Raw genomic sequence first — 17,803 nt, 5'->3', positions numbered from 1 at the left:
CCTACGCTGCTGCGGGTGCGTTGAGGGCTGGCCGGGCTTTTCGACAGGGCATCCATGCCCTGATCGAAAAGGCGGGGACGTCCTGTCCCCGCCCGCCTTTGGCGGCCTGATCGTCCAGCCCTCACCGCCGCGAAGGGAACCCGGGAGATCAAGAGCGACACGGAGCGTCGCTTCGCTCGCTCTCGTTTTTTTCTTGCCGCGGTACGGCACTTCTCCTTCTCCCCTCCGGGGAGAAGGCGGGATGAGGGGTGGGTGCTCGCGACAGCGCCGCATCCGCAGCGAAGAAAAACGCTCAGCCCCCCGGCAGCTGCTTCGTCCCGAAAATCTTATCCCCCGCATCCCCCAGCCCAGGCAGGATGTATCCATGTTCGTTGAGCCGCTCATCGATCGCGGCCGTGTAGATCTCGATGTCCGGGTGGGCCGCTTCGATGCGCTTCAAGCCTTCGGGGGCGGCGACGAGGAACAGGCCTTTGATGCGCTTGCAGCCGGCGGCCTTGAGCATGTCCACGGTGGCGACCAGGGTGCCGGCGGTGGCGAGCATGGGGTCGACGATCAGGGCGATGCGCTCGTCCATGCGGCCGGTCAGTTTCTCGTAGTAGGCGATGGGCTTGAGGGTTTCCTCGTCGCGCTGCAGGCCTACGACGCTGACCTTGGCGGCGGGGATCAGGTCCAGCACGCCGGGGAGCATGCCCAGGCCGGCGCGGAGGATGGGGACGATAGTGATCTTCTTGCCTTTGATCTGGTGCACGGTCAGCGGGCCGGCCCAGCCTTCGATGTGCTTGTCGATCGTTTCCAGATCCTTGGTGGCCTCATAGGTGAGCAGGGCGGCGACTTCCGAGGCCAGCTCGCGGAACTCCTTCGTGCTGATGCCGGCGCGGCGCATCAGGCCGAGCTTGTGCTGGATGAGCGGGTGGCGGACTTCGACGAGCTTCATGGGCGATCCTGCGCGGTGGGCGACGCCGGATTGTCGCCCATGAGCGCCGGGGCGCCAAAAAGCAAAGGCGCCGCTCCAGCGAAGCGGCGCCTTGCGGCAACGGGCCGATACGGGATTTACGGACTTGCCGCGGCGCCCCCGCTCAGACACGAGCTCATGAACTTCTTGCGGTCGTCGCCCTTGAGTGTCTTGGCTTTCGGATCCGCATTGCAGGCTTTCATCTTTTCCTGCTGAGTCATCTTCGCCGGCGCGGCGGCTTCGCCTTTGAGGCAGCTGCTCATGAAGGCTTTGCGCTCGTCGCCCTTCTTGCCGGTGGCCTGCTTGTTGCAGTCGGCCATGCGCTGCTGCTGCGGCGTCAGTTCCTTCTTGGCCTGCGGTGCGGCGAAAGCGGCGGTAGAAACGGCGAGGGCCAGGGCGACGCTGGCGGCGGTCAGGCTGAAACGCAAGAACATGCGGGTACCCTCCTGGAGTGACCGGCGTGTGCCGGTGGGCGCAAGTCTATGCCTGTCGCAGCCGTTGGCTAGTGGGGCGAACGCCGGGCGCGTGGCCCGGCGTTCATGCGGCGGGCGGGCGCCTTCAGGCCGCTTCCGCCTTCATCTTGCGCGGGCCCTGCAGCAGGGCCTGGCGCACGTGGGCGACCACCAGATCGACCTCGGCGCTGGTCACCTTGAAGTGCGGCGTGAAACGCAGCGAATTGACGCCGCCATGGATCACGCCCACGCCGCGCTCGCGCATGTACTCCTCGATGGAACCGGCGCCGTAGCATTTGAAGTCCCCCGCCAGCTCGCAGGAGAACAGCAGGCCGGTGCCCTGCACCTTGGTGATGAGGCCGCCTAGCTCGTTCTTCAGCGCGTTGAGCTTGTCGACGAACTCCTTGCCGCGCTCGCGGATGTTGGCGCGCACGTCGTCGGTAAGTTCGTGCAGCGTCGCCAGCGCCACGTCCAGCGCGCGCGGGTTGGCGGTCATCGTGTTGCCGTAGATGCCTTTGCGATACAGGTTCGCGGCGCGCTCGTTCACGGCGAGCACGGACAGCGGATACTGCCCCGCGTTGAGCGCCTTGGAGAAGGTTTCCATGTCCGGTGCGGGCAGCTGCTCGAAGCCCGGATAGTCGGTGAGCGACAGCACGCCGTGCGCGCGCAGGCCCGCCTGGATCGAATCGATCAGCAGCATGGAGCCGTGCGCTTCGGTGAGCTCGCGCGCGGCCTTGTAGAACTCCGGCGTCACCGCGCGGCCCGGGTCGCCTTCGCCCATCACCGGTTCCAGGAACATCGCCTCGATGAACCAGCCGTGCCGGTCGGCGTCGGCGAAGGCGGCTTCCAGCTGCGCGACGTCGTACGGCGCCACGGTGATCAGCGTGTCCTCATGGCGATAGCTCGCTAGGTGCTGCTGATAGGTCTTGCGGGTGGAATCGGAATACAGCGCCGGCTTCTCGGTGCGGCCGTGGAATGCGCCTTTCACGGCGATGCGTTTGATGCTGCGACCCGCGTAGCGCGCGCCCGGCTCGGTCATCGCCTTGGCGTTGACGTCGGCGATGCGGCAGGCGAGCGAGACCGACTCGGAGCCGGAGTTGAGGCACAGATAGCGCGCGTAGGGATTGCCGCCGCGGTTGCGGCCGAGCTCGCGATCCAGCGCCTGCGCGAAACGCATCTGCGAAACGCTCGGCGTCATCACGTTGGCCATCACCTGCGGCCGGCTCATCGCCGTGCGGATGGCTTCGTTGTTATGGCCGAAGCCGAGCATGCCGTAGCCGCCGTTGTCATGGATCACCGCGCCCTTGAACGTGACGATCCAGGGGCCGCGCGCCGCCGCGGGCAGGTAGCGGTTGATCCCATCGTCGGGATAGAAGTTGACGAAGCCAGCCTGCGCCAGGCGCAGCTGCTCGGCTTCGTCGAGCTTGAGGAAATCGCCCAGCTCAGCGCGCAGAGCACGGTGCTGCTCCACCGCTTCGCCGATCGCCTGGGCCAGTTGCGGGTGGCTGGCGGCGAATCGCTCGATGGTCGCGTCGTCCAGGCCAGTGGTCTGCGGCGCGCCGCCGAAATCGCGCAGTTCGCGCAGCTGATCGATCACACCCATGATGGTTCCTCCTCAAGGTACGCAGGATCGCCATGGGGAAATGGCGCGTCCTGCCAACATCGCAATGAATGCCTGGCGGAAGCCGATGACGATCGCGTGTGGCAACCCCGCGCGTGGCAACCCATAGGCTTCTGCTCAATCGTGCACGCCGCGTAACGCATCGGTGACGCGACGATTCACCGAGGATAACCCGCCTTCGTCGGCGCCGTAACCCCGGGGGTGACGCCTGTCACCTGCACCGGCTGACGCCCGCAAATGCCCGCCAGGCCTTGTCCTGCCTAGCATCGTGACCAAAGGAGGGAGTCCATGATCACGAACGCTTTACCAGTCGCACGTCTGTCTGCCGTGGTGAAACACTACGGCGCTCACACTGCGGTCGACGGCCTCGATCTGATGCTGCATCGCGGCGAAATTTTCGCGCTGCTGGGGCCGAACGGCGCCGGCAAGAGCACCACCATTGCCATGCTGCTCGGCCTGGTGCGGCCAGATGCCGGACGTGTCGAACTGTTCGGCGAGGATCCGCAGCACATCGTGGCGCGGCGCCGCATCGGCATGATGCTGCAGACGGCGGCGCTGCCGGCCACGCTGCGCGTCGGCGAACTGCTGCGGCTCACCGCCAGCTACTACCCGGCGCCGCGCAGCCAACAGGAGAGCGCGGAGCTGGCGGGCGTGACCGATCTGCTGCGCCGTCCTTACGGCGCGCTGTCGGGTGGGCAGCAGCGCCGCGTGCAATTCGCGCTGGCGCTGTGCGGCCGGCCGGAGCTGCTGTTCCTCGATGAGCCCACGGTGGGCATGGACCTGGAGGCCCGCGAGAAACTCTGGGTCGCCATCCGCCACCTAGTGGCCGAAGGCTGCGGCGTGGTGCTGACCACGCACTATCTCGAAGAGGCCGAAGCGCTGGCGAACCGTGTGTGCGTGATGTCGCGCGGCCGGGTGATCAGCGAAGGCAGCGTGGACGATCTGCGCGCGCGCGTGGCGCTCAAGCGGGTGCGCTGCGTCACGCGCCTGCGCGCGGCCGACGTCGCGTCCTGGCCGGAAGTGGTCGAGGCTCGCGACGAAGGCGACCGGCTCTGGCTGTCCACGGGCAGCGCGGAAACCGTCGTGCGCCGCCTGCTCGCCGCCGACGCGCAGCTGGAACAACTGGAAGTCCAGCGTGCCGGCCTCGCCGAGGCCTTCACCGAGCTGACCCGCGCCGCCGAGGCGCCGACCGAAACCCGCGAGGCCGCCTGATGAACGCTGTCCTTTCCGCGAATACGCCCATCCAACCCATGCCCCGCGGTCGTGTCCTGGGCGCCTATCTGCAGGAAACCCGCGCCGAGGTACTCCGCTACCTGCGCAATCCGGGTTTCCTCGTGCCCACCTTGTTCCTGCCGCTCGCTTTCTACCTCATGTTCGGCATCTTCCTCGCGCACGCCAATAGCGCCGACGCGCCACGCTATCTGCTGGCCGCCTACGGCACCTTCGGCGTGATGGCCCCCGGGCTGTTCGGCTTCGGCGTGGCCTTGTCGATGGAGCGCGACAACGGCCTGCTCACGCTCAAGCGCGCGCTTCCGATGCCGCCGGGCGCCTACCTGCTCGGCAAGATGGCCATGGCCATGCTGGCGGCCGCGGTCGTGTCGGGCCTGTTGCTGGCGATGGCGACGTTTCTGGCCCACGTGCCGCTCACGGCGACGCAGAAACTGGCCCTGTTCGCCACGGACCTGTTCGGCACGCTGCCGTTCTGCGCGATGGGGCTGATGCTGGGCATGTTGATCAAGGGCACCGGTGCGCCGGGTCTGGTCAACCTGATCTACCTGCCGATGGCCTTCCTCTCCGGCCTGTGGTTTCCCCTAACGATGATGCCCAAGGCGGTGCAGCAGCTGGCGCCGGTGTGGCCGGCCTATCACCTCAACCAGCTTGCGCTGGACGCAGTCGGCCTGGGGCAGGGCGCGGCATGGCCGCACGTGGCGGCGCTGGCCGGATTGACGGCCGTGTTCCTGGCGTTCGCTATCCGCCGCCTGCGCCGGCACGGTTGAAGTAGCATGCTGCTTGTCACGACACCCGTCGTCGCGCGACCTGTGGGGAGGGTCACCGCCATGCTCAGCCTGCTTCGCTCCTGGCTCACGCCGGCGCCGGATTCGCGCGTGGCCGCGATCCAGCGGCAGGGCAAGTCGCCCTGGGCGGAATCGGTGCACCTGCTGTGGTCGGCGTGGGTGTTCATCACGCCGGTGTTCGGGCACGACTACACCTTGCGCTGGGCGTTGATCACCCTCGCGTCCTATCCGGTGTTCGTCTTGCTGTTCGCCAAGGTCATGCTCGCGCCGCGGCGCACGGCGCCGCGCTACGCATGGCTGCTGGCCGGCATGAGCATCGCCCTGGCGCCGTGGTATCCCAGCGGCATCGCGTATTTCATCTATGGCTGCGTGTCGTGCGCACTGGCCAACTCGCGCCGCTTCCTGACGCTGCTGCTGCGGTTGCTGGCGCTCAATGCTGCATATGCGCTCGTGACGTCGCTCGCCGGATATCCATGGCAAGTGTTGGTGGCCGTGCCGTGCATGACCATCATCATCGCGACGGTAAGCCACGTCGAGCGGATGGAGCAGGAAAAAGACGCAGCGCTGAAGCTGTCGCAGGAAGAAGTGCGCCGGCTGGCCGCCACGGCCGAGCGTGAGCGCATCGGGCGCGACCTGCACGATCTGCTCGGGCACACCTTGTCGCTGATCACGCTGAAGCTGGAACTCTCGCGCAAGCTGTTCGACCGCGATGCCGAAGCGGCCAAGCGCGAAGTGACGGAAGCCGAGCGCGTGGCGCGGCACGCATTGGCCGAGGTGCGTTCGGCGGTGACCGGCATCCGCGCCACCGATCTGGCGGCCGAGCTGGCCTCGGCGCGCCTGCTGCTGGAGTCCTCCGGCGTGCATCTGGATTACGCGCCACCGCCGACCGGCTTGCCCGTGGAAGTCGAGCGCGCCCTGTCGCTGGTGCTGCGCGAGGCGGCCACCAACGTCGCCCGCCACGCCCAGGCCAGCCGCGCCCGCATCGAACTCGAACGCGACGCCAACACGATGCGCCTGCGCGTGAGCGACGATGGCCGGGGCTTCACCGCCGGCGAGGGCAATGGCATGTGCGGCATGCGCGAGCGCGTCCGCGCGCTGGGTGGCCATCTGAGCATCGAGTCGGCGCGCGGCCGCGGCACGGTCCTGCTCGTCACCGTGCCGCTGCTGCCCTCGCGCCCTTCCGTGGCGGACCTGGAACCCGCGGGCAGCGGTGTTCCATCGAGCGTGTGACGTGCGCCTGCCGTTCAAGCCCGCGCCGGATTCGCTTTACCTCCAACTGCGGGCGCCAGCGTTCATCTGGCGAGCGGGGCTGGGCCAGATGGTATGGATCGTCACGCTCCTGCTGGTGCCGTTGAGCGTGCGCGGGTTCGCTCCATCGTGGTTCGTGCCCACGATCCTGAGCATGTTCGTGTTCGTTTACCTGCACATGCAGGTGTACTTCGGGTCGCCGCGGCGCCTGTACTGGTATGTCGCCGGCATGGCGGTCATGGGGATCGGGTTGTGGCCTGCCAATCCCGTCGCGCTCGGCTACGTCGTCAGTGCATGCACGGCGTTGTCCGTGACCCCTTCGTTTCGCCTGTGGCTGCGCGGCACGGCCTTGATGGTGCTGGCCTCGCTGGTCGCCGCGCTGCTCTGGGTGGACGTGCCGCTGTGGGTCCTGCTCGTGATGTTTATCGGCAGCGTGCTGGGCGGTTCCGGCAACTTTCTTTACATCAATAACCTGCGCAAGGACGCCGACCTGCGCCTTTCGCAGCAGGAAGTGCGGCGCCTGGCCACGCTGGCGGAGCGCGAGCGCATCGGCCGCGACCTGCACGATCTGCTGGGCCACACGCTTTCCCTGGTCGCCATCAAGTCGGAGCTGGCGCGTCGTCTTGCGCTGGACGATCCGCCGCGGGCCCAGTGCGAGATGGCGGAAGTGGAGAAAGTCGCGCGCCATGCGCTTGCGGAAGTGCGCGCCGCCGTCACGGGCATGCGGCGCGGCGACCTGGCGGCGGAACTGATTTCGGCGCGGCTGATGCTGGAGGCTTCCGGCGTGACGTTCCACGGCGACCTGCCGGACGGCATGCTGCTGCCGCCCGCGGTCGAGGCGCCCCTCGCGCTGGTGCTGCGCGAAGCCATCACCAATATTCATCGCCATGCGCGGGCCAGCGAGGCCTGCGTGCGGTTCGACATCGGCAAGGAACGGTTCGACATGCAGATCAGCGACAACGGCTGCGGAGGGCTTTCCGCACATGGCAATGGCGTCAGCGGCATGCGCGAGCGCGTCCGCGCGCTGGGCGGCCAGCTGGAGATCGATTCGCCGTCCGGGCGGGGCACGCGCCTGCGCGTTAGCGTTCCGCTCGCGCAGCTTCCCCGTGAGCGGGAAAGCGCCGTGGCGTTGCCCGGGAGCGTCGCATGATCCGGGTGCTGCTGGCCGAGGACCAGGCGATGGTGCGCGGCGCGCTGTCCGCGCTGCTCAATCTGGAGTCGGACATCGAAGTGCTGGGTTCGGCGCCGGACGGCGAGGCCGCATGGCGCGAGATCCAGCGGCTGAAACCGGACGTGCTGGTGACCGACATCGAAATGCCGGGGCTTACCGGGCTGGAACTGGCGCAGCGCATCCAGCGCCACGAGCTGCCGATGAAGGTGATCATCGTGACCACGTTCGCACGCCCCGGCTTTCTGCGCCGCGCGCTGGATGCGGGTGTGTCCGGCTATCTGCTGAAGGACGCGCCAGCGGAGAATCTCGCCGAGGCGTTGCGCATGGTCCATCGCGGCGGCCGCGCGATCGACCCGCAGCTCGCGCTGGAGGCGTGGTCGGAGGCCGATCCGCTCAACGATCGCGAACGCCAGGTGCTGCGCCTCGCCGGCGAAGGACAATCGGCTACCGAAATCGCTTCGCAGTTGAATCTCTCGCATGGCACGGTACGTAATTATCTTTCCGAAGCGATCGGCAAATTGGGCGTCGCCAATCGCATCGAGGCTTATCGATTGGCCCGGCAAAAAGGCTGGCTGTAAGAATTATTCGTAGCCTTAAAAAAAGTGCTTGCATGGATAATCGGGCTCGCGTAATGTTCGCGACCTCGCCAAGTCCGGCGAACTTCATTTTTGGAAAAGGTCTGGAATTAGCCATGTCGTTATTCGTCGTCCACGCCACGCTGCCCTCGCGCGAATGCCGCGACGTGCTGCCGTGCGGGCACGGCATGCGGCCGGCGAATGGCGGCCGCTTCCACACCATCGACTGATCCTCGCCTGCGGAGATCGGTCACCCCGATCTCCCGAGGCAACGCGAACGCCCTCGGGTTCTTCACCCGGGGGCGTTTTGTTTCCGGCGTTCGCAAGGAACGGGTCCATGCACCGAAAGGTGATGAAACGACCGACCAACGGAAGGCGACTTCCGCCCTGAAGCATCCGGCCGCCGGGCCGAGGCAGGGGCGACCGCGAGAGGCGCATGGATGCGCTGTGCCTTGATGCTTCGGCACGGGCGGCGAGTGACCGGGAGGTTTCAACGAATGCGGGCGCTTGCGCCCACACGGATGACCGGCTGGCGACAGCCGGCCATGCGAAGCATCGATACGACAGGCTCCAGCGGCTCGGGTTCAAGCGCCCGGCCGGTGCGCGCGGCGTTGCCGACAGCGTATGCCCGGGCCTGCACGGCGGTGTTTCGGGAATGACGTTAGCTCAGTCGGGTAGAGCAATGGCTTCGCATGCCATCGGGCGCCGGTTCGAATCCGGCACGTCGCTTGTTTGGATAGCTCAGACAGGTAGAGCACTGACCTCATAAGTCGGTTGTCGCGGGTTCGACTCCCGCTCCAAAACCCCGGGAGCGAAAGCTCCCTCCACAGGAAGCGCCCCGCGCGGCGCTGCCGGTATCGCCAGGGAAGGCGGTCCGGCTTCGCCGCAGCGGGAGCCACGCCGGATCGCCGTCCCGAGATGGGGCGGACGGTCGCCGGCAAGCGGGCGGTTCGCCGCGCCGCGGACAGCGTCCGTCTCCCCCGTGGAGGCGCGACGGTCCCGCGTCGCCGACGCCAGGGGCGCTTCCGCCTTAGTTTCCGCTCGGCCGCGGAGCGATTTGCGGACGATTATCCCGAAAGGGAGGGCGTGCCGCGCCCTTGGATTATCAAAACGATTATTTGCGCGTTACCGGCTGGCCCGCGCAAAGCGATTAACTCAGGCCGGCTTATGTCAGGGATAAGGAGTATTCCCATGTTCTGGATCAAGCAAATCGTGATCGGCGACGGCGAGCGCGGTTTGCTGTATCGCAACCGTCGACTGCAGCGCGTGCTCGCCGCGGGCGTCTACCGCTGGTTCGACCCGTTCGGCCGCATCGCGGTGGCCGTGCACAATGCTGCCCGCGCCGAGTACGCCGGCACCGACGCCGACGTGCTGATGGCGCGGATGGACGCGAAGCTGGGCGAGCACTTCCTGCTCGCGGACGTCGGCGTGGACCAGGTCGGCCTGGTGCTGAAGAACGGCAAGCTGGAAGACGTGCTCGCGCCGGGTACCCGCAAGCTGTACTGGAAGGAGCTGGTACCGGTCGAACTGCGCCTGGCATCCCTTGCCGGCACGCTGGAGGTGCAGCCTGATGTCGCCAACCGTCTACGCCAACTCGGCGTACTGACCAAGGTGGCGGTGGCGCTGGACGTGCCGTCCGAATCGGCGGGCCTGCTGTTCGTGGATGGCAAGCTGGTGCGCACGCTGGCGCCGGGTGCGTATGCGTTCTGGAACTTCCGCAAGAACGTCGCCGCCGAAGTGATCGACCTGCGCGTGCAGTCGTTGGAAGTCTCGGGCCAGGAACTGCTGACTCGCGACAAGGTGAGCCTGCGCGTGAATCTTGCCGCCAGCCTGCGCGTGACCGACCCGGTCGCCGCGCGCACGAAGGTGGCCAAGTACGGCGATTACGTCTATCGCGAACTGCAGTACGGCCTGCGCAAGGCGGTCTCCGCCAAGACGCTGGACGAGCTGCTGGGCGACAAGGCCTCGCTGGATGCGGACATCTTTGCTTACGTGCGCGGCCGTGTGACCGAATTGGGCGTGGAAGTGCTAGGCGTGGGTGTCAAGGATGTGATCCTGCCGGGCGAAATGAAGGACATCCTCAACAGCGTGGTGCAGGCGGAGAAGGCGGCTCAGGCCAATGTGATCCGCCGCCGCGAGGAGGCGAACGCCACGCGTTCCCTGCTCAACACCGCGCGCTTGATCGAGGAGAGCCCGGTGTTGATGCGCCTGAAGGAACTGGAAGCGTTGGAGAAGGTCACCGAGAAGATCGACAAGCTGACGGTGTTCGGCGGCCTGGATGGCGTGCTGAAGCAGCTGGTGACCATCAAGGAATGAAAGCCGTCGTCGCGGCAGATGGAATTGCCGCGACCGGCCCCAAGGAGAAGAACATCATGAGTACCGAAACGTCATATCAACTGTTGCATGCCGAGGGCGCCAAGCCGATCAAGGGTTGGGTGGACGGCGTGCCGCTGGAGGCGCAAGCCCACGCGCAGCTGCAGAATATCGCGGCGCTGCCGTTCGTCGGCCCGTGGGTCGCGGTCATGCCGGACGTGCACCTGGGCAAGGGCGCCACGGTCGGGTCGGTGGTGCCCACGCGCGGCGCGATCATCCCGGCTGCGGTCGGCGTGGACATCGGCTGCGGCATGGCCGCGGTGCGGACCACGCTGCGCGCGGCCGACCTGCCGGACAGCCTGGCGCTGCTGCGTTCGAGCATCGAGCGTGGCGTGCCGGTGGGCAACGGCGCCGGCGGCGAACACCGCCGCCTGCCGGACGGCATCGGCACGCGTCTGGTGCAGTCCGGGCTGGCGCAGCGGCTGGAGGGGATCAAGGCCAGGCACCGCAAGATCCGCACGGACAAGTTCGAACAGCAGCTCGGCACGCTCGGCGGCGGCAACCACTTCATCGAGATCTGCCTGGACGAGGAGGACCGCGTATGGGTGATGCTGCACTCGGGCTCGCGCGGCACCGGCAACCTGATCGGTACCTACTTCATCGAACGGGCGCGCGAACAGCTGGCCCACCGCGTGCTGGGTTTCCACTTGCCGGACAAGGACCTCGCGTTTTTCATGGAAGGCGAGCCGCTGTTCGACGATTACGTGGAGGCCGTGTCCTGGGCGCAGGACTACGCACGCCATAACCGCGAGGCGATGATGGCGCGGGTGCTCAACGAGATGCGCCACCGCCTGCCGAAGTTCCAGCTCGACAAGGTGGCGGTGAACTGCCACCACAACTACGTGCAGCGCGAGACCCACTTCGGCGAATCGCTGCTGGTCACCCGCAAAGGGGCCGTGAGCGCCCGCGAGGGCGAGCTCGGCATCATCCCCGGCAGCATGGGCACGAAGAGCTACATCGTGCGCGGCAAAGGGAATGCGGACAGCTTCCACAGCTGCAGCCACGGCGCCGGCCGCGTCATGAGCCGCGGCATGGCCAAGCAGCAGATCACGCTGGCCCAGCACCGCGAGGCCACCGCGCACGTGGAATGCCGCAAGGACGCGGGCGTGCTCGACGAATCGCCAGCCGCCTACAAGTCGATCGACGCGGTCATGGCCGCGCAGACCGACCTGGTGGAGGTGGTGCACACGTTGCGCCAGGTGTTGTGCGTGAAGGGCTGAGTTCCTGCCGCGCGCTGCGCCTCTTTGACGCCGCCTCCGGGCGGCGTTTTCTTTGGCGTGGCTAGAATGCGCGCTTCTGAGCGGGCCGCTTCTGAGCGGGGGATGGGGAGCGGGGTGGCGAACGGTGCCTGGACAAGAGGATGGCGATGGCTGGCCGCGTGGCTGGCCTGCGTCTGCCTGATCGCCTGCCATCGTCCGCCCGTTCCGCTGGAGCACGACGTCTACGTGTGGCAGCGCCAATGGAATCCCGCGGTGACGGCCGCGTTGACGCAGTCGGCCGACCTGATCCATGCATGGCGCGTGCTGGCCGCGCAGACCGATGCCAGCGGCCGCCTGCGGCCGGTGGCCATCGATCGCACCGCGCTCGCGGCCACGCAGCGGCCGGTCGTGCTGGTGATACGCATCGACGGGCAGTTGTCGTCATGGGATGCCGATGCGCTGCTCACGCAGGTGATCGCCCTGCGCGACACCTGGAAAGGCGCGCCGCTGGCGGGCGTCGAGATCGATCACGACTGTGGCACCGCGCGGTTGCCGACCTATGCCGGGTTTCTTGCCCGGCTGAAGAGCGCCCTCCGGGCGACGCCGTTGTCGATCACGGCGCTGCCCGCGTGGCTGGCGTCCGCCGAGCTGGAGCGCGTGGCGGCGCAGGCGGACGAAGTGGTGCTGCAGGTGCATGCCGTGCAATCGCCTCGCGCGGGCCTGTTCGATCCCGCGCTCGCGCGCACCTGGATCGACCGCTTCGCGGCGCGGGTGCACAAGCCGTTCCGCGTCGCGCTGCCGACCTACGGCTCGCGTGTGGCCTGGGACGACGATGGGCGCGTCGTCGCCGTGGAAAGCGAGGCCCCGTTGCTCGCGGGCGGCAGCGAGGCGAGCGAGCTGATCGCGGCACCGGCGGACGTGGCGACGCTGCTCGCCAGCCTGCGCGGCGATCCGCCGCGTGGCCTGGCCGGCATCGTGTGGTTCCGTCTTCCGACGGCCCAGGACGAGCGCGCATGGAGCCTGCCGACCTGGCGCGCGGTGATCGGCGGCACGCCGTTGAAGACATCCCTGGTCGCGTTTTTCCAGCCGGGCGCTGCGCCTGGCGCGGTGGACATCGTGCTGCGCAACGACGGCGAAGTGGACGGGCGCCTGCCGGGCCGCATCCGCCTGCCGGCGGGCTGCACCGTCGCCGACGGGGTCAACGGCTACGTGCTCGCCTATGCCAAAGCTCATCCGTTCCTGCGGCGCGACCGCGACGGCTGGTTGCGTGCGCACTACCAGCGCGCGGTCGGTTGGGCACGTTGCGGCGACAGACCTGGCGAGCCCGTGCCCGAGCCCTGAAGCGATGGCTATTCCGCTTGGGCGGCTTTGCCCGCATGATGCGCGCGCCAAGCATCTCCCAAGGGGAAGGATTTCCGATGTACAAGCGCCAATGGATCGCGGCCGCTCTGCTGGCCGGCGTGGCGGCTGCCGCTGTCTGGGCCTGCGGGCCGGACTTTCCCAGCCAGCTGCTGGACCACCGCGAAGCCACGCTGAAGGCCACGCCGCAGAACAGCTTTGCCTTCGAGGCGGCTGCCCTGCTACCGGCCACCGACAAGCTGCCCGCCGAGGCCGAAGCGCCCAAGGCGGACGATGCCGCGACGGTGGCCAGGTCGCTTGGCCTGACGCCGGAGCAATGGCAGCAGATCGAATCGTTGCGCCAGCTGCAAAGCGGCAGCGAGGTCTACGAAAAGAGCACAGGCCTGCCGGAGGAACTGCGCCTGTACGCGGCCGGCGCGGCGGACTACGAGATCGCGCAGATGGCCTGCGAAGGCAGCGACGAAGGCGAGGCCGCATCGGCGCCCGCCGACGCGCACTGCGCGGTGTCCACTGGCCCGGACATGGACCGCGCGGTCGCCAGTTTCGAAAAGGTCCTGGCCTTGCCGCCCGGACAGGCGAAGCTGCGCTCGGTGTGGGCGGCGTACATGCTCGGCCGCATTCACGCGGAGCGGGCTCGCGACCAGGCCGGAGATGCCGCCGCGTTCAAGCGGGAGCGTGACGCCGCGGCCAAGGCGTTCCAGCTGGCGCGCACGCGCGCCCTGGATGGGGGCAGCGATACGCAGGCTCTGGCGTTGTCCAGCTTCGGCGAAGAGGCGCGCCTGCATCTGTATGTCAGTGGCAAGCCCTGTGGCTGGAACGAGATCGCCGGTCCCGACAATGACTGTGGCCTGCATCTGGCGCCGGACGATCTGAAGCGCGCCATCACGCTGTATGCCGCGCAGGCCGGGCACGGCTCGGGCGGCGCGGTGCAGTCGCTGGCGATCCTGGCCGAAACGGCGCTGCGCGACGACCAGCTCGCCGCCGCTCTGGTCGATCACCCGGTATCGCAGCGCTTGCTGGTGGCCTATGCGCTGGCGCGGATGGACGACGTAGTCAGCGAAGCGGCGGATGGCAAGGCCACGACCCGCAAACCCCATCCGAGCCTGGTGGCCCTGGTGGCGGCGATCGAGCAGCGCGGGCTGGACCACGTGGAGGGCGCCGATCGCCTCGCCGCGCTGGCCTACCGCGTCGGTCGCTATGACCTGGCTGCCAAGCTGATCGACAAGGCGCCGGGCCCGCTGTCGAGCTGGGTGCGCGCCAAGCTGGCCCTGCAGAAGGGCGACCTCGCCGCCGCTGCCGCCAGTTATGCCGAAGCGGCCAAGGCCTTCCCCAAGGCGGACGATCCCAAGGCCAGCATGGAGCCGGAGAACACCCATCTGCTGGTGGGCGAGCAAGGCGTGCTGGCGCTCGCGCGCGGCGAGTACGTGGAGGCGATGGGGCGCCTCTACGACGCCGCCAATGCGGTTGGCGGCAGCGGCAACGTGTTCTTTCCCGACGACGAGACCAGCGGCATCGGCTTCGGCAACGACGTGTCCTATCTCGCTGAGCGTGTGCTCACGGTGGACGAATTGAAAAGCTTCGTGGACGCCCGCGTGCCCGCCACCCCGGCACCTGCGCCGGCCAAGGGCGGATCGGCCGAACCGGCGCCGTACGGGTTCGGCACGCCGCTGGCGGACAACCTGCGCTGGCTGCTGGCCCGCCGCCTGATGCGCGTCGGCCGGTACGACGAAGCGCAGGCGTATTTCCCGGTCAGCGGCGATCAGCGTTTCGGCAAGGAAGACTTGCGCGCGGAAGCCCGCGCGTTCGCCCAGGCGGTGCGCGACGCCGACAAGGCGTGGACCGACATCGGCAGGGCCGAGGCGCGCTACGCGGCGGCAGCGATCCAGCGCGAACACGGCCTGGAGCTGTTCGGCTACGAGCAGGGGCCGGACTACCAGGACGAGGGCGGTGGCTACCAGGGCGGCAGCGGTCATTCGGCAGACGATCTTAAGCAGACCTTCGTGACCGATGGCGAGCGTCAGCGCTTCGCCGAAAGCGCCGCCAAGCCCGAGCGCCGCTTCCATTATCGGTATCTGGCCGCCGATCGCGCGGCGAGCGCGGCCGACCTGCTGCCGCCGCGCTCGCAGGCTTTCGCCGCGGTGCTCTGCAAAGCCACCGGCTGGATGCTGGAGGGCCCGCCGGACTACGAGGACCAGTACCAGGGCTACGGCGAGGCCCCGCCCGCCGTCCTGCCGGAGCGGATGCGCCGCGCGCGGGCGCTGTACGACCGCTACGTGAAGCATGGGCCGTACGTCGATTGGGCAGCGGACTTTGGCCGGAATTGCGAAGAGCCGGACTTCGAGCGCGCCCGTGTCATGCAGCGCCATCTGTACGTCGTGAAAGCCAAGCGGGTCGTTCATCGCCATCTGCCGTGGATCGCCGGCGGCATCGTGGTGTTCGGAGCCGGGCTCGGTTTCTGGCTCCTGCGCCGCCGCCGGAAGGCGAATAAGCCCTCCTGACAGGCAGCGAACGTGCCCGCGCGGTCGGGCTGCGGGATAATGCGCCGTTTTCCGCCGCCCATGGCCGCCAGCCGAGTCCGCCGTTGAAGAAGTCCGATTTCGATTTCCAGCTTCCGCCCGAACTGATTGCCCAGGCGCCGCTGCCCGAGCGCTCGGCCAGCCGCCTGCTGCTGCTGGACGTGGAGCGGCAGACCCTGCAGGACCGCATGTTCCGCGACCTGCCGGGACTGCTGCGCGCCGGCGATCTGCTGGTCTTCAACGACACGCGCGTGCTGCCGGCGCGCCTGTACGGGCGCAAGGAAAGCGGCGGTGCGGTGGAAATCCTGCTGGAGCGCGTGACCGGCGCGCACGAAGCCATCGCGCAGCTGGGCGTGAGCAAGAAGCCGAAGGAGGGCGGGCGCATCGAGCTGGCCGACGGCAGTCACGCCGTGGTGCTGGGGCGCGACGGGCAGTTCTTCCGCCTGCGCTTCGAATCGCCCGAGCCGCTGGAACGTCTGCTGCGCCGGCTCGGCGAGATGCCGCTGCCGCCGTACATCGAACGCCATGCCGACGACAGCGACCTGGAGCGCTACCAGACCGTATTCGCGCGCGAGCCCGGCGCGGTGGCAGCGCCCACTGCCGGGCTGCATTTCGACAAAGCCATGCTGGATGCGCTGCGCGAGCTGGGCGTGGAGTTCGGCTACGTCACTTTGCATGTCGGCGCCGGCACCTTCCAGCCGGTGCGCGCGGACGACATCAAGGACCATCAGATGCACCGCGAGTGGCTCAACGTCGGCGCGGGGCTGGTGCAGCAGGTGCGCCGGACGCGTGCGCGCGGCGGGCGGGTGATCGCGGTAGGCACCACGGTGGTACGCGCGCTGGAAAGCGCCTGTCGCGACGGCGAGCTGCAGCCGTTCGCCGGCGACACGCAGATCTTCATCTTTCCCGGCTATCGCTTCAGCAGCATCGACGGCCTGATCACCAACTTCCACCTGCCGCAATCGACCCTGCTGATGCTGGTATCCGCCCTGGCGGGGCGCGATTTCGTGCTCGAGGCCTACCGTCATGCGGTGGCGCAGCGGTACCGCTTCTTCTCCTACGGCGACGCCATGATGATCCTGCCGCGGACGTGACCGCGGCAGGGTGCCGGGCCCGCCGGCGGCCACCCGTGGCGGCGTCCGCGAGCGGCAAACGGGCAAACCGGCGATAATCCCGCCCATGACTTCCCTTCGTTTCGATATCTCCGCCACCGACGGCGCGGCCCGGCGTGGCCGCCTCACCTTTGCCCGCGGCACCGTGGAAACCCCGGCGTTCATGCCCGTGGGCACCTATGGCTCGGTGAAGGCCATGACGCCGCGCGATCTGCTCGAGATCGGCGCGGAAATGATCCTCGGCAATACGTTTCACCTTTACCTGCGCCCAGGCCTGGAGATCGTCGAGCAGTTCGGCGGCCTGCACCGCTTCATCGGCTGGGACAAGCCGATCCTCACCGACTCGGGCGGCTTCCAGGTGTTCTCGCTGGCGCACAAACGGAAGATCACCGAAGAGGGCGTGACCTTCGCCTCGCCGGTGGACGGCTCCAAGGTGTTCCTTTCGCCCGAGGAGTCAATGCGGATCCAGAAGACGCTGGATTCCGACGTGGTGATGATCTTCGACGAATGCACGCCGTACCCGGCCACTGAAAAGGTGGCGGCGACCTCGATGGAGCTGAGCCTGCGCTGGGCCGAGCGTTCGCGGCAGGCCTTCGACGATCTGCGGAACCCCAACTCGCTATTCGGCATCGTGCAGGGCAGTGTGTACGAGAACCTGCGGCGCCGCTCGGCCGAAGGCCTGGTCGGCATCGGCTTCGACGGCTATGCGGTGGGCGGGTTGGCGGTGGGCGAGCCGGAGGTTGAGCGCAACCACACCCTGGATTTCACCGTGCCGCTGCTGCCGGCGGACAAGCCGCGCTACCTGATGGGCGTGGGGCGGCCGGAAGATATCGTTGAGGCCGTGCGCCGCGGCATCGACATGTTCGACTGCGTCATGCCGACCCGCAACGCGCGCAACGGATTCCTGTTCACCGCCGAAGGCACGCTGCGCATCCGCAACGCCAAGTACGCGATGGACACGCGGGTGATCGAGGAAGGCTGCGACTGCTACGCCTGCGCCAGCGGCTTCAGTCGCGCCTACCTGCGCCACCTTGACCGCTGCAACGAGATCCTGGCCAGCCAGCTGGCCACGATGCACAACCTGCGGCATTACCAGCGGCTGATGGCGGGACTGCGGGAGGCCATCGCAGCCGGGGGGCTGGACGACTTCGTCGCCGCTTTCTACGCCAGGCGCGCGCGCCCCGAAGGTTGAGCCGGCGGCGAACGAAGC

14 protein-coding genes and 2 tRNA genes are annotated in these 17,803 nt (G+C 68.0%); 13 read left to right on the top strand and 3 right to left on the bottom strand.

Going from position 1 to position 17,803, the window contains the following annotated elements; all coding sequences use genetic code 11:
* Positions 1–292: 292 nt before the first annotated feature.
* The 3 genes from upp to RKE25_RS17630 form a co-directional block, all read right to left on the bottom strand.
* Entirely contained in the window at positions 293–934 is a 642-nt protein-coding gene (gene upp, locus RKE25_RS17640) for a uracil phosphoribosyltransferase (RefSeq protein ID WP_311839404.1), read from the bottom strand.
* A 116-nt stretch (positions 935–1,050) separates the two neighbouring features.
* On the bottom strand, positions 1,051–1,386 hold the full coding sequence (locus RKE25_RS17635) for a PsiF family protein (RefSeq protein WP_311839403.1): 336 nt from the start codon (positions 1,384–1,386) through the stop codon (positions 1,051–1,053).
* Between the two features lie 124 nt (positions 1,387–1,510).
* Entirely contained in the window at positions 1,511–3,007 is a 1,497-nt protein-coding gene (locus tag RKE25_RS17630; RefSeq protein WP_311839402.1) for an aminotransferase class III-fold pyridoxal phosphate-dependent enzyme, read from the bottom strand.
* A gap of 306 nt (positions 3,008–3,313) precedes the next feature.
* Between RKE25_RS17630 and RKE25_RS17625 the strand changes: the two genes are divergently transcribed.
* From RKE25_RS17625 to tgt, 13 genes are all read left to right on the top strand, one after another.
* Positions 3,314–4,237: an ABC transporter ATP-binding protein gene (locus RKE25_RS17625; RefSeq protein WP_311839401.1), complete on the top strand. Its 924-nt coding sequence runs from the start codon at positions 3,314–3,316 to the stop codon at positions 4,235–4,237.
* The gene (locus RKE25_RS17620; RefSeq protein WP_311839400.1) at positions 4,237–5,022 is read left to right on the top strand and encodes an ABC transporter permease; all 786 of its coding nucleotides are present in this window, start codon (positions 4,237–4,239) and stop codon (positions 5,020–5,022) included. The genes RKE25_RS17625 and RKE25_RS17620 overlap by 1 nt, the downstream gene beginning before the upstream one ends.
* A gap of 60 nt (positions 5,023–5,082) precedes the next feature.
* On the top strand, positions 5,083–6,270 hold the full coding sequence (locus tag RKE25_RS17615; RefSeq protein WP_311839399.1) for a sensor histidine kinase: 1,188 nt from the start codon (positions 5,083–5,085) through the stop codon (positions 6,268–6,270).
* Position 6,271: 1 nt separating this feature from the next.
* On the top strand, positions 6,272–7,438 hold the full coding sequence (locus RKE25_RS17610) for a sensor histidine kinase (protein ID WP_311839398.1): 1,167 nt from the start codon (positions 6,272–6,274) through the stop codon (positions 7,436–7,438).
* Positions 7,435–8,037 (top strand): response regulator transcription factor, encoded by a 603-nt coding sequence (locus tag RKE25_RS17605; protein WP_311839397.1) that lies wholly within the window; start codon positions 7,435–7,437, stop codon positions 8,035–8,037. The genes RKE25_RS17610 and RKE25_RS17605 overlap by 4 nt, the downstream gene beginning before the upstream one ends.
* 652 nt (positions 8,038–8,689) lie before the next feature.
* Positions 8,690–8,760: transfer RNA gene (locus RKE25_RS17600), tRNA-Ala, on the top strand.
* A gap of 4 nt (positions 8,761–8,764) precedes the next feature.
* A tRNA-Ile gene (locus RKE25_RS17595) sits at positions 8,765–8,839 on the top strand.
* Between the two features lie 386 nt (positions 8,840–9,225).
* The gene (locus tag RKE25_RS17590; protein WP_311839396.1) at positions 9,226–10,350 is read left to right on the top strand and encodes a slipin family protein; all 1,125 of its coding nucleotides are present in this window, start codon (positions 9,226–9,228) and stop codon (positions 10,348–10,350) included.
* A 56-nt stretch (positions 10,351–10,406) separates the two neighbouring features.
* Positions 10,407–11,627 (top strand): RtcB family protein, encoded by a 1,221-nt coding sequence (locus RKE25_RS17585; protein WP_311839395.1) that lies wholly within the window; start codon positions 10,407–10,409, stop codon positions 11,625–11,627.
* A gap of 114 nt (positions 11,628–11,741) precedes the next feature.
* Positions 11,742–12,947: a DUF3142 domain-containing protein gene (locus RKE25_RS17580; protein WP_311839394.1), complete on the top strand. Its 1,206-nt coding sequence runs from the start codon at positions 11,742–11,744 to the stop codon at positions 12,945–12,947.
* 77 nt (positions 12,948–13,024) lie between these two features.
* Positions 13,025–15,463 carry a hypothetical protein gene (locus RKE25_RS17575; RefSeq protein ID WP_311839393.1) on the top strand — a complete coding sequence of 813 codons (2,439 nt, stop codon included), beginning with the start codon at positions 13,025–13,027 and terminating at the stop codon, positions 15,461–15,463.
* Positions 15,464–15,546: 83 nt separating this feature from the next.
* Complete coding sequence (gene queA / locus RKE25_RS17570) at positions 15,547–16,575, top strand: tRNA preQ1(34) S-adenosylmethionine ribosyltransferase-isomerase QueA (RefSeq protein WP_311839392.1); 1,029 nt, start codon at positions 15,547–15,549, stop codon at positions 16,573–16,575.
* Between the two features lie 85 nt (positions 16,576–16,660).
* On the top strand, positions 16,661–17,785 hold the full coding sequence (gene tgt / locus RKE25_RS17565; protein ID WP_311839391.1) for a tRNA guanosine(34) transglycosylase Tgt: 1,125 nt from the start codon (positions 16,661–16,663) through the stop codon (positions 17,783–17,785).
* The last annotated feature ends 18 nt before the right edge of the window (positions 17,786–17,803 follow it).

This window comes from Dyella sp. BiH032, from assembly GCF_031954525.1.
Taxonomy (GTDB): domain Bacteria; phylum Pseudomonadota; class Gammaproteobacteria; order Xanthomonadales; family Rhodanobacteraceae; genus Dyella_D.
This window is presented reverse-complemented; position numbering and strand designations above follow the sequence as displayed.

Bases quoted from the DNA above. Each gene is read 5' to 3' on its own strand.
- upp (WP_311839404.1), bottom strand. From the start codon at position 934: ATGAAGCTCGTCGAAGTCCGCCACCCGCTCATCCAGCACAAGCTCGGC.
- RKE25_RS17635 (WP_311839403.1), bottom strand. From the start codon at position 1,386: ATGTTCTTGCGTTTCAGCCTGACCGCCGCCAGCGTCGCCCTGGCCCTC.
- RKE25_RS17630 (WP_311839402.1), bottom strand. From the start codon at position 3,007: ATGGGTGTGATCGATCAGCTGCGCGAACTGCGCGATTTCGGCGGCGCG.
- RKE25_RS17625 (WP_311839401.1), top strand. From the start codon at position 3,314: ATGATCACGAACGCTTTACCAGTCGCACGTCTGTCTGCCGTGGTGAAA.
- RKE25_RS17620 (WP_311839400.1), top strand. From the start codon at position 4,237: ATGAACGCTGTCCTTTCCGCGAATACGCCCATCCAACCCATGCCCCGC.
- RKE25_RS17615 (WP_311839399.1), top strand. From the start codon at position 5,083: ATGCTCAGCCTGCTTCGCTCCTGGCTCACGCCGGCGCCGGATTCGCGC.
- RKE25_RS17605 (WP_311839397.1), top strand. From the start codon at position 7,435: ATGATCCGGGTGCTGCTGGCCGAGGACCAGGCGATGGTGCGCGGCGCG.
- RKE25_RS17590 (WP_311839396.1), top strand. From the start codon at position 9,226: ATGTTCTGGATCAAGCAAATCGTGATCGGCGACGGCGAGCGCGGTTTG.
- RKE25_RS17585 (WP_311839395.1), top strand. From the start codon at position 10,407: ATGAGTACCGAAACGTCATATCAACTGTTGCATGCCGAGGGCGCCAAG.
- RKE25_RS17575 (WP_311839393.1), top strand. From the start codon at position 13,025: ATGTACAAGCGCCAATGGATCGCGGCCGCTCTGCTGGCCGGCGTGGCG.
- tgt (WP_311839391.1), top strand. From the start codon at position 16,661: ATGACTTCCCTTCGTTTCGATATCTCCGCCACCGACGGCGCGGCCCGG.